Annotated in this window: 9 protein-coding genes; 6 read left to right on the top strand and 3 right to left on the bottom strand. The window is 67.9% G+C overall.

Annotated elements, in window-relative coordinates:
* Nucleotides 1–210: 210 nt before the first annotated feature.
* Nucleotides 211–1,899 carry a (2,3-dihydroxybenzoyl)adenylate synthase gene (locus tag ACTWPB_RS03255; protein WP_446224247.1) on the top strand — a complete coding sequence of 563 codons (1,689 nt, stop codon included), beginning with the start codon at nt 211–213 and terminating at the stop codon, nt 1,897–1,899.
* A 118-nt stretch (nt 1,900–2,017) separates the two neighbouring features.
* Here the strand turns inward: ACTWPB_RS03255 and ACTWPB_RS03250 are convergent, their stop codons facing one another.
* Complete coding sequence (locus ACTWPB_RS03250) at nt 2,018–3,319, bottom strand: salicylate synthase (RefSeq protein WP_446226221.1); 1,302 nt, start codon at nt 3,317–3,319, stop codon at nt 2,018–2,020.
* Between the two features lie 249 nt (nt 3,320–3,568).
* On the opposite strand from ACTWPB_RS03250, the gene ACTWPB_RS03245 reads away from it, so the two are divergent.
* The 3 genes from ACTWPB_RS03245 (at nt 3,569) to ACTWPB_RS03235 (ending at nt 7,941) form a co-directional block, all read left to right on the top strand.
* A complete protein-coding gene (locus tag ACTWPB_RS03245; protein ID WP_446224246.1) occupies nt 3,569–5,986 on the top strand; it encodes a glycerol-3-phosphate 1-O-acyltransferase in 2,418 nt (805 codons plus the stop codon).
* Nucleotides 5,986–7,404 carry an HAD-IB family hydrolase gene (locus tag ACTWPB_RS03240; protein WP_446224245.1) on the top strand — a complete coding sequence of 473 codons (1,419 nt, stop codon included), beginning with the start codon at nt 5,986–5,988 and terminating at the stop codon, nt 7,402–7,404. Before ACTWPB_RS03245 ends, ACTWPB_RS03240 begins: the two co-directional genes overlap by 1 nt.
* A 102-nt stretch (nt 7,405–7,506) precedes the next feature.
* The gene (locus ACTWPB_RS03235) at nt 7,507–7,941 is read left to right on the top strand and encodes a DUF6069 family protein (RefSeq protein ID WP_446224244.1); all 435 of its coding nucleotides are present in this window, start codon (nt 7,507–7,509) and stop codon (nt 7,939–7,941) included.
* 52 nt (nt 7,942–7,993) lie between these two features.
* Here the strand turns inward: ACTWPB_RS03235 and ACTWPB_RS03230 are convergent, their stop codons facing one another.
* Nucleotides 7,994–8,713 carry a polyprenol monophosphomannose synthase gene (locus tag ACTWPB_RS03230; protein WP_446224243.1) on the bottom strand — a complete coding sequence of 240 codons (720 nt, stop codon included), beginning with the start codon at nt 8,711–8,713 and terminating at the stop codon, nt 7,994–7,996.
* 124 nt (nt 8,714–8,837) lie between these two features.
* Nucleotides 8,838–9,521, bottom strand: a complete 684-nt coding sequence (locus tag ACTWPB_RS03225) for a GAP family protein (protein ID WP_446224242.1) — start codon at nt 9,519–9,521, stop codon at nt 8,838–8,840.
* Nucleotides 9,522–9,743: 222 nt separating this feature from the next.
* On the opposite strand from ACTWPB_RS03225, the gene ACTWPB_RS03220 reads away from it, so the two are divergent.
* Nucleotides 9,744–10,052 carry a hypothetical protein gene (locus ACTWPB_RS03220; RefSeq protein WP_446224241.1) on the top strand — a complete coding sequence of 103 codons (309 nt, stop codon included), beginning with the start codon at nt 9,744–9,746 and terminating at the stop codon, nt 10,050–10,052.
* On the top strand, nt 10,052–11,338 hold the full coding sequence (locus tag ACTWPB_RS03215) for a hypothetical protein (protein ID WP_446224240.1): 1,287 nt from the start codon (nt 10,052–10,054) through the stop codon (nt 11,336–11,338). The genes ACTWPB_RS03220 and ACTWPB_RS03215 overlap by 1 nt, the downstream gene beginning before the upstream one ends.
* Nucleotide 11,339: the final 1 nt, after the last annotated feature.

Below are 11,339 nucleotides of genomic sequence, written 5' to 3'. Positions count from 1 at the left end.
GGTACTGCCCGGCGGCAGCCTACTCCATTGAGATAGGGTTGCCTAACCTATGCAGCAGTCTAGCGGTCCAGTAACCATTGCGGTTCTCGGCCGCCTCGATCTGGACTGACCAGCGGGCGCGACGAAGGAGTGCCCGGCGGGAGGGAAGATCGAGGTTAATAGGCCGAGAACCCCGCGGCGCCAGCCGCCAAAAATTCAGTGAGGCAGTACGTGACGTCGACATCGGCAACCGGCCACCGCGAGGGCTACGTCCCATTTCCCGACGCCGCCGCGCAGGAGTACCGGGCCGCGGGCTACTGGGCCGGGCGCACGCTCGGCGATCTGCTGCGCGATACCGCACGCGCCCACCCGCAGCGTCCGGCTGTACTCAGTGACGCCGGTGCGCAGACCTACGCCGAGCTCGACACCGCCGCCGACCGGATGGCGCACGGACTACTCGCGCTCGGCATCGAGCCCGGCGACCGGGTGATCGTGCAGTTGCCGAACATCCCCGAGTTCGCGACGGCGCTGTTCGGCCTGCTGCGCGCGGGCATCATCCCGGTCCTCACCCTGCCCGCGCACCGCCGCGTCGAGATCGAGCACCTGGCCGCGCTCTCGGAGGCTGTGGCCTATCTCATTCCGGAACGGCTCGGCGATTTCGATTATCTCGAGCTCGCCGCGACGGTGCGGCGGGCGGTGCCGAGCTTGCGGCACGTAGTGGTCGCCGACGATCCTGGGACGCCGGAAGGTGCTACTCAGCTGCACGACCCGGCCGCCGCCGACGCACGCCGAGTCGGCTTCGTCGCCCTTGATTCGGTTGCCCGCGACGGTGATTCACTGCCCGAGGTCGACCCGTCCGATATCGCGGTGATGCTCGTCTCCGGCGGCACCACCGGCCTGCCGAAGCTGATCGCCCGCACCCACGACGACTACGTCTACAACGCGACAGCGAGCGCGCAGGTCTGCGAGCTCACCCCCGATGACGTCTACCTCGCGACTCTGCCTGCCGCACACAACTTTCCGCTGGCCTGCCCCGGCATCCTCGGCACCGTCGCGACCGGCGGCGCCATCGCCTTCACCCTCGACCCGAGCCCCGAAGCCGCCTTCGCCGCGATCGAGAAGCACGGGGTGAGCGTCACCGGTGTCGTCCCGCCACTGGCCCAATTGTGGAGTGCGGCAGTGGATTGGGAAGACGCCGATCTGAGTTCGCTGCGCCTGTTGCAGGTGGGCGGGGCGCGCCTGGCCGAGGTGAACGCCCGCGATGTCGAGCCCGCGCTGCAGTGCACCTTGCAGCAGGTGTTCGGGATGGCCGAGGGGCTGCTCAACTACACCCGTCTCGACGATGACAAAGAACTGGTGTGCACCACCCAGGGCAGGCCACTGTCCCCCGCCGACGAACTGCGCGTCGTCGACGCCGACGGCAACGATGTCGCCCCGGGCGAAGAGGGCGAACTGCTCACGCGCGGTCCCTACACGCTGCGCGGGTATTACCGTGCGCCCGAACACAATGCGCGTGCCTTCACCTCCGACGGCTTCTACCGCAGCGGCGACCTCGTCCGCCAGCTGCCCAGCGGCCACCTGGTCGTGAGCGGCCGGATCAAGGACGTGATCAACCGCGGTGGCGAGAACATCTCCTGCGATGAACTCGAGGAGCACCTGCTCGCCCACCCCGCCGTCCGCCACGCCGCAGCGGTCGGCCTGCCCGATGCCTCGCTCGGCGAAAAGGCCTGTGTCGTGCTGGTTGTCACCGGAGAGCTGCCCACCCTCGGCGAGATCAAGACCTTCCTCACCGAACGCGGCCTTGCCACCTACAAGCTCCCCGACCTTGTCCGCCAGGCGGATTCACTACCGATCACGGCAGTCGGCAAGATCGACAAGAAGGCGCTCGTCCGCCTCTCCGCGACTTCAGGCCAGACCTAGGCGCCCGGATGGTTTGCGTTGGCGGCCAGACAGTGGATGTGCCTCGGTTAGCCCGTTCCCGGTGAGTTACCCATGTTCTCGCGACATCAGTTGTCCCGGAATGCCCCTTCGGCAGGGGTCACAGGGAGGCGGTAAAAGCCTTGACTACGTAGGGTGCCACGCTGCCCAGCTTTTCGCAGGTCTCCTCGAACTCACGCTCGGGGCGCGACTGGCCGACGATCCCCGCACCGGCGCGCAACCACGCACCTTCACCGGTCTGGTAGATCGCGCGCAGCACCAGCGTCGCCTCGAGCGCGCCGGTCGGCGAAACGCACACCACCGCACCGGAATACAGCCCACGCGGATTGTGATCATTGCGGAACACCGAGTCGACGCCCGCGCGCTTGGGGATCCCGGAGGCGGTCACCGACGGGAACAGCACCTCGAGCGCGTCCCAGGCGGTGCGGTCGGCGGCGAGGGTGCCGCGCACGGTGGATGCCAGGTGCTGCACACTGCCGCGCTCGCGCACCGCCATGAAATCGGAGACCGCGGACGTGCCTGGCACGGCCACCTGGGCGATCTCGGCGAAGGAGGTCTGCACCGAAATCGCGTGCTCCACGATCTCCTTCGGGTCGGCGAGCAGTTCGGCACGGGCGGCACCGTCGGCTTCGACACCGAGCCCGAACGCGCGCGTACCCGCCAGCGGTTCGGTGGTGACGATGCGATTGTCGTCGACCGAGGCCACCAACTCGGGGCTGAACCCGGCCGCTTCGAGCCCACCCAGCCGCAGCAGGAACGAGCGCGCGGGCGTGTTGTTGGCCCGGCCGAGGCGATAGGTCGCGGGCACGTCCACCGCGAACGGCAGCTCGACCTTGCGCGACAGAATCACCTTCTGATAGCTGCCGGAGCGGATCTCGGCGACCGCCGCGGCGACTCGATCCTGGTAGTTCGTCGGGTCGGGCCGCACGTCGACCGGCGTCGCGACCGGCAGATCCACACCCTGCGAGCCGGCGATCAGATCGTGGATGTCACACGCTTCATTCGGGGTGGCGCCGCTGATCCGCACACCGGTGGCGTCGATGCGCACCTCGATCCGCGGAATCATCAGGTGCGCCAACGAGGTCAGCGGATTGAGATAGTGGGTCGCCGCGAGCGAGTAGGCGCAGAATTCGAAGCCGATCCAGCCGTAGGCGTTGCGACCGTCGAGCGGCAGGCCGGCCAGCGCGGTGTCGATGGCGGTGGCCGGGCTGCCGGTCCACGCGCGAGCGGTGGTCTCCCCACCCCACACGGTGCGCAGCTCACCGGCGTCCAGTTCCACGCTGCCGAGCGGATCGGCCGCGAACACCCACGCACCGGGCTGTTCGTACATCACGTACTCGCCGAACCGATCAGAAACGGCCAGACGTGACATCGCTGCCGCCGGGTCGGTCACATACTCCACCCGTACGGGTTGTTCCGTCGACGACAACGATCCTCCAAGGTAAAGCTGACCTAACTTTGCTTGGTTAGGTTAGCATTACCTCGCCGTTTATCCAGACCCCCGCTGGGTATTCTTCGCCACTCTCGCGGCCCGCTCCACACTGGCCCAGTCCCTGTCGGCACGCGCGAGCCGCTCCTGCGCACGCGTCCGGGCGACGCGCTGTAGCCCAAGTTCGATGCGCCGAGCCAGATCTGCGGCTTGAATGGAGCAATGATCGACAAAGGTGGGCGGCGCGGACCGCAGGCAGACTCGGTGGTCGCCCTGGTCGACGCGGCCTCCGGCGTCGAACGCGAGGTGATCGGCGACTGGATCGCACAGGGCGGTCTCGGCAGGGAGGTCGACTCGACGGCCCCGGTGACCCAGCTCGACCTCGACGCGAAGGCCATCACCAAACGCCTTGTCGGCAGGCACGACGACCCGCTTGTCGTCCCGGTCCGGGTGCTGTGGCTGCCGCCCGAACGCGACGGTGTGCGCCGGGTGACCTTCGCCGACCTGGCGATGCTCACCAATCCACGCAAACCCAACCGGCTGGTCCAGCGCAGGCTGCTGCGCACCGAACCCGACCGCCACCGCGTACTGGTCGGCGCGCCCGCCCGGCTCAGCGCGCTGCGCACCAACAACCCCGAGGCCGCGGCCCTGCTGCGGGCGGGCTCGGCCGACCCGTTCGCGCGCGCGGTGGTGCGGGCCGCGGTGGTCGCGCTCGAACGCGCCGAACGCACCGTCATCGGCGATCGCTACAAGGTGCCCCAGCTGGTGGCCGAGGAGATCCTCGACTCCCCCGAATTCCAGCGCAAGCTCGACTACATCGCCGACGAGATCGGCTCCGAACCCGACCAGGTGTACCGCAACGCGGAGAAGGCGCTGCGCGAACTGGTCGCCGCGCAGAGTCGGCTGGTCTCGGATCTGTTCACCCAGGCGATGCGACCGGTGCACGCCTCGACCTGGAAGGTCGACACCGATCTGCACGGCCTCGACGCGCTGCGCAAGCTCAACCGCAAGCACCCGCTGGTGTTCCTGCCCTCGCACCGCTCCTACGTGGACCCGTTCGTCCTCGGTGACGTGCTGGCGCGCAACGACTTTCCGCCCAACCACGTGATCGGCGGTGCGAACCTCAACTTCTGGCCGATGGGACCGATCGCGCGGCGCACCGGAACGGTGTTCATCCGGCGCAGCTTCGGCGACGACGAGGTCTACAAGGCGGTCGTCGAGGAGTACTTCGCCTACCTGCTGGCCAAGCGCTTCAATATGGAGTGGTACTTCGAGGGCGGCCGCACCAGGACCGGCAAGCTGCGCCCGCCGCGCTACGGGCTGCTGAATTATCTTGCCGCCGCGGTCCGTTCGCGCCGGGTCGACGATGTGATGCTCGTGCCGGTCTCGATCACCTACGAGCGGCTCAACGAACTGGGCGCGATCGCCAGTGAACAGGCCGGTGGCACCAAGAAGGCCGAGGGCATCGGCTGGCTCGCGAAATATGTTCGTCTGCAGCAGCATTCGGCCGGTCGCGTGTATGTGCGGTTCGGCGCACCGATTTCGGCGCGCGAGCGGCTCGGCGTGCACGGTGATCCGCTGGACCTGCGGCCGGTGACCATCCCACTGCGTGACACCGAGACCGGGTCGGCCAGCGCTCCCGACGAGACCGAGCTCGCCGCCTCCGAGCACAAAGCCGTGCAGCGCTTGGCCTTCGATGTCGCGGTCGGAATCAACGCGGTCACCCCGATCACCGTCAACGCGCTGGTCACCCTGGCCCTGCTCGGCGTGCACGAGCGCGCGCTCACGCTCGGCCAGGTGCGCACGGTGCTCGACCCGGTACTGGGCTATATCGTCGGTCGCGGGCTGCCCAGCGGCGAACTCACCACGCTGCGCGATGAACAGGGCCTGCGGGTGGTGCTCGAACAGCTCGCGCTGGCGGGCGTGGTCACCGTGTATCGCGGCGGGCTGGAACCGGTGTACGCGATCGAATCCGGCGCGCATCTGGAGGCGGCGTTCTACCGCAACAGCGCGGTGCACTGGTTCGTCAACCGCGCCATTCTCGAACTGGCGGCCCTCACCGCGGTGGAGCAGCCGGGTGACGACCCGCTGCGGGCGGCGTGGAAGGCGGCGTTCGCGCTGCGCGATCTGCTCAAGTTCGAATTCTTCTTCCCCGAACGGCAGGAGTTCGCCGAGCAGATCATCCAGGAAGTGCGCATCATCGTGCCCGAATGGGACGAGCACACCCCCGATGATCGACTGGATCGCCAATTCCTCGGCGCTGTCACCGACTCCGGGTTCGTGATGGCCCATCGCGTGCTGCGGTCGTTCTTCGACGCGCAGCTGGTGGTCGCCGAGCGGCTGGTTGCCCGGCCTGCCGACGCGACGATCGATCGCAAGGAATTCATCGACGAATGCGTGGCGGTCGGCAAGCAGATGCTGTTGCAGCAGCGGCTGCACAGCCCGGAATCGGTGTCGTCGGAATTGTTCACCAGCGCATGGAAACTGGCCGACAATCACGGGCTCATCGCGCCCGCCACCGAGGGCACCGAGGCCGAATTGACGGCCAAGCGCCAGGAATTCGCCGACCAGCTGCGCGATCTCGGCGACCGCATCGCGCGGGCGGCCTCGCTCGATCCGTCGAACAGGAACTCGATCTGATGAGCACACTCGCCGAAGCCGTGGCCGCGATCCGGTCGGGCCCGCAAGGCGCGCAAGTCGTCGCCGTGTTCGATTTCGGCGGTACGGTTGTCGACGGTCTGCCCCGACGCAGCCTGGCGCGCAAGGTGTTCGGGCGCGGTGACGATCGCCTGGCCACCCTCCTCGGCGGCATCCAGCGCGGCGGTAGCGACGGCGACTACGGACGTTTCCTCCAAGCCGTCGAGCGGACATGGGCGGGCGCGTCGGAGGCCGAGCTAGAGCAGCTGGGCCGCAAGGCATTCAGCAAAGAGATCTACGGGCGGCTGTTTCCCGAAGCATGGCACCTCGTGCGTGCGCACCAATTGGCTGGTCACACAGTGCTATTGGTCAGTGAGCTGACCCGATTCCAGGTACAGCCGGTCGCCGAGCACCTCGGCATCGACAACGTGGTGTGCACCCAGCTCGCCGTCGACGACGGGGCGCTGACAGGGCACACCGAGGGCGCACCGCTGTGGCGCGCCGGAAAGTCGGCGGCGGTCACCGAGTTCGCCGCCGGGCGCGAGATCGGCTACGTCTACGCCGACAGCGTGTCCGACCTGCCCCTGCTCGAACTCGCCGAACACCCGACCGTGATCGACCCCGACCCGGCCCTGGCCGCGATCGCCGCGGACAACGACTGGCCCACCCTGACTTTCCGCCTGCGCCGAGCACCACGGCCCATCGACTACCTGCGCACTATCGCCGGATTCGCCGGACTCATCGGCGGCGCGCTGGTCGGCGTACTTCGCAAGTCCTACACCCGCAAACGGCAGACGATGGCCGACGCGCTCATGCACGACGCCACCACCGCCACCCTGCGTGCCATCGACGTACAACTGCGCGTGGTCGGCATCGAGCATGCTCGCGCGCCGAGGCCCGCGGTATTCCTGTTCAACCATCAGAGCCAGTTCGACGTCATCATCGTCCCGAAGGTCCTCGACGGCGCGGTCACCGGCATCGGCAAGAAGGAACTCGCCAACCACCCCCTGTTCGGTCCGCTGATGCGATTCGTCGGTGTCACCTTCATCGACCGCGCCAACACCGAGGCGGCGAAAGCCGCACTCGCCCCGGTGGTCTCGACCCTGCGCGACGGACTGTCCATCGCCGTGGCACCCGAGGGCACCCGCTCGTACACCCCGCAGGTCGGCCCGTTCAAGAAGGGCGCCTTCCACATCGCGATCCAGGCGGGCGTACCGGTGATCCCGATCGTGCTGCGCAACGCGGGCGAAATCGCCTGGCGCGATTCTCCTATCGCCCGCTCCGGCATCGTCGACGTCGCGGTCCTGCCGCCGATCGACGTCTCCGGCTGGGACCCCGCCGACATGGACGACGAGGTCGACAGCGTCCGGCAGCTGTTCGAAACCACCCTGCTGAACTGGCCGGAACCCGAGGGCCTCTGACCAGGTCTCAACGAAGCGGCGCAACCCAATTCGACCGCGGGCTTGACATAAACATTGGTTTAGGTTTGATGATTGTCTCACCACCGAATGAGGGAGAACATCATGACCGCCACCACCGCCCCCGCCACCTACACCGTCCCCGCACTGACCCGGCCCGTCGCCGTGCTGGGCGCAGCTGCCCTCGCCGTGGTGCTGAATCTGATCGTCTGGGCCATCGGCGCCGCCGCGGGCGGGTCGTTCGTCATGACCGACCAGGGCAAGGCTGCCAGTGTCGCGCCCGGCGGGGTGATCATGATGTCGGCTGTGCCGCTGCTGATCGGACTGACCGTCGCCGTGCTGGTGTCCTACGTGTGGACCGGCGTGCTGCGGACCGCCGCGGCGGTCGGGTCGGTGCTCTCGATCGCGACGATCGCGCTGACGGTGTCCACCGACTTCGACACCGCCTCCACCATCGCCCTGTCGGTGATGCACGTGGTGCTGGTGCCGGTCATGGTGATCGCGCTGGAAGGTGTGCGTCGCAGCATCACCGCGAAGTGACCCGACAAACAGCAAAGGCCCCGCCGAGGCGGGGCCTTTCGCGTGTCGAGTGCTAGACCGAGCGGCCGAACAGCAGCTTCCACGGCATGAGCGCCGACTCGAGCTGCACCTTCAGGCTCATCTTCGACGCGCCGATGGTGCGCTCCTCGAAGCGGATCGGCACCTCGGCGATCGTGTAGCCCTTCTTGATCGCGCGGTAGTTCATCTCGACCTGGAACGAGTAGCCGTTGCTGCGGATCGAGGCCACGTCGATCGCGCGCAGAGTATCGGCCTTCCAGGCCTTGAAACCGGCGGTCGCGTCCTTCACACCGAGGCGCAGGATCAGGTTCACGTAGAAGTTGGCCCAGGCCGACAGCGCCTTGCGGTACCACTTCCATTCCGCGGCGGTCGAGCCACCGGGCACGTAGCGCGACCCGAGCGCTACGCCGACATCGCCGGAACTCAGCTTCTCGAGCATCGACGGGATCACCTCGGCGGGGTGCGACAGATCGGCATCCATCTGGATCACCACGTCGGCACCCTCGTCGAGCGCCGCGGTGATGCCCGCGATGTAGGCGCGGCCGAGGCCGTCCTTCTCGGTGCGGTGCAGCACGCTCACCACGTTCGGCAGCTCAGCGGCCAGTTTGTCGGCGACCTCACCCGTGCCGTCGGGTGAATTGTCGTCTACCACCAGCACGTGCAGATCGGACACCGGCAGAGCCGTCAGCCGCTCTACCGCCACCGGCAGATTTTCCCGCTCGTTGTAGGTCGGCACAACAACGGTAACCCTCAAGGGTCGCCCTCCCTGCTCACCTGGATAGCCCCGCGGCCCAGGATGCGGGCACGGGGCATGTCATCGATTCGTTATGACGGTACTCGATGGTCCTGACGCTTTCCTACAGTGGCCGTGCGGGCGCTCACCACAGCCGGCCCGCGTGGACAAGCGCGTCGATGACCAATCCGATGCCGAACACGACGAAAAGCACCCTGATCGCCGGCGGCCCGAAGCGGGTGACGCCCCGCACGAGCAGGCGGTAGACCCGCCGTGCCCGCGGCGTTCGCCGCAGCGCCGATGCCAGCACCACCAGCGGCAGGACCAGGGCGATCGCGCAGTAGCCTGCCACGATCAGTGGCCACACCACCGGCAGCGGGCGCTGCGCGGACAATAGCGCGAGGGCCGCGAGGTACGGCACCGAGGTCGGCACCTTCGCCAGCCCCAGAGTGAACCCGATCACGCCCATCAGCCACGGGTATTTGCGCACCGGCTCGACCCAGCGGCCGCCGGTGGACGCGGTGGTGTCGACCGGCAGCGCGGCGACCGCGATCAGCACCAGGCCGATCACCAGCTCGCCCCAGTAGCGCAGGGCGGGGGTCAGCTCGAAGTCGAGGAGCCGGACCAGGAAGTCGATGCCGAGCACGGCGCACACACCGAAGGCCACCGAGACCGCGAAAACGCCGCCGAGGAAGCTGAGCACCCCTGTCATCGGCGAGCGCCGGGTCAGCCTGGCGTCGGCGACCACGGCCGTGGTGATCGCCACCAGCAGCACGTCGAGCGCGTCGAGCAGGGCGAACCCGAGCAGTGCGAGCAGCAGGACAGCCATAACGTGGCTGACCCTACTCGCCGGTCATGTTCGATCGCCGACCCGTCAGTCACACCAGCACCATGGGCGAGCCTCACGGTGAAAGTCCGTGACCTGCGCACTCTCTAGATCGATCCTGCCATCTGGACTGGACTTCCCCGCAAACGGCGCCGGGTGGTTACGCTTTTCAGCACCGGCCGTGCCGGGATCCGCGATCGTGAAGGGGCAGACATCGTGGCAGAAATGTCATTCGACCCGTCAGCGCTCGACGCTTATCAGCGTGCGGCAGCTCGGGTTTCCGAACTTCTTGGCACAGCGGCCAACGATACGACGATCGCGGCCGGGGTCGACCTGTCCGGGCTCGGCGTGCTCGGGCGTGAATTCGCCGCCGCCTGGACACAGGCCGCGGGCGACCACGCGTCGACGCTGAGTACCGCGGGCAATCTGGTCACCGCCTATCAGGACATCTTGAATCGCTTCGGCGCCACCGTGACCGGGATCGATACCGGGCTGGCAGGCGATCTGCGTGTGGCCGAGGGTGAGGTGGCGTGATGCGTGCCAAATCGCTGGTTACCGAGACCACGGTGAGCACGATCACGCCCGCCGAGGCCGAGGCGAGGATCGCGCCGGTGATCGCGCTGCTCGAAGTGCCGTTGCTCGAGTTGCGGAGCTCGTTGGGCAGTAATACTTCTGCCGATCCCGATGCCTCGGTGGTCGCCGCACTGACTTCGGCGTCGGCCGCCACCACGGCTACCGAGGACCCGCATCGGCTCGGGCTGTACGCGCTCGAGTCGACCGAGACCGCAGCGCCCGCCACACCCGCGCTGCGCCAGACCGCGACCGAGGTCTCGGCCGCGGCCGATCGTGGGACCAGACTGAGTTCCTTACTCGGGCAGGCGCATTCGACCCAGTCGACCGCGGCCGCCAAGGTCGATGCGATCATCGCCGACTTCCGGGCCAAGGCGAAGAAGGCCGCGCCCGCGGTGAACGGGAACAACCTCGACGCCATCGTCGAACTCGCCGAAGCGGCCATTTCGGAAGCGGTCGGCGTGGTGGGTAACGCCAGCACCGAGATGGATCAGTACACCCGCGACACCAGGGGACTCACCAGCGACCTCGGCGGGACCAACGGGGTGACCGTTCCCACCGGCGCGACGGAGGTGGCCCCCGGGGTCTACGTCCTCGGGACCGGCGGATCCGATACGTCGTCGTGGGACGACTCCTCGTGGGATGACAACAACAACATCGATCCGGCGACCGCGGCGCAGATCGCGTTGCAAGAGGCCCTGATCGACGGTGGGGTCGCACTGGGAACCGCGGCGATCGATGCCGGTGTCACCTTCGGAACGCATCTGATCGACAAGATCGCCGAAGTCGCGATGCACGGGCTCGACAAGGGTTCGGAGCTGGCGACGACCGGGATCGACACTCTCGCCGCGAATGCCGCCGGAGCCGAGGCGGCGGCCACCGCGCCCGCGGGCACCTCACCCACCGCACCGTCGACGAATGGCGGTGGGACCGGCACGAACACACTGTTCGGCGGATTGGGTGGCGGAACAAGCACCGGCGGCGGCACCAGCACCGGCGCCGGGGCGAACAACGACAGTGGCGCTTCGGCGAAACCGGAAACACCCGCCCCGGCTGCTCCGTTCCAGTCCAATCAGGCGCCGAAAACCGAACAGCCCCAGCAGGCTCCGAGCACGCCCGCGCCCGCTCAGCAGCCGATGCAAGGCGGAGTTTTGCCGCCGGGAGCTCGCCCCCAGCAGGATCAGGAGACCGAAAAGCCTTCCGCCGCACCAAGACACGGCCAACCGGGAGTCGTCCCGGCGTCGGCGTAGG

It is taken from the genome of Nocardia sp. IBHARD005, from assembly GCF_052814245.1.
The sequence above is the reverse complement of the archived record's forward strand: the minus strand, read 5'-3'. Positions and strand labels throughout refer to the sequence as shown.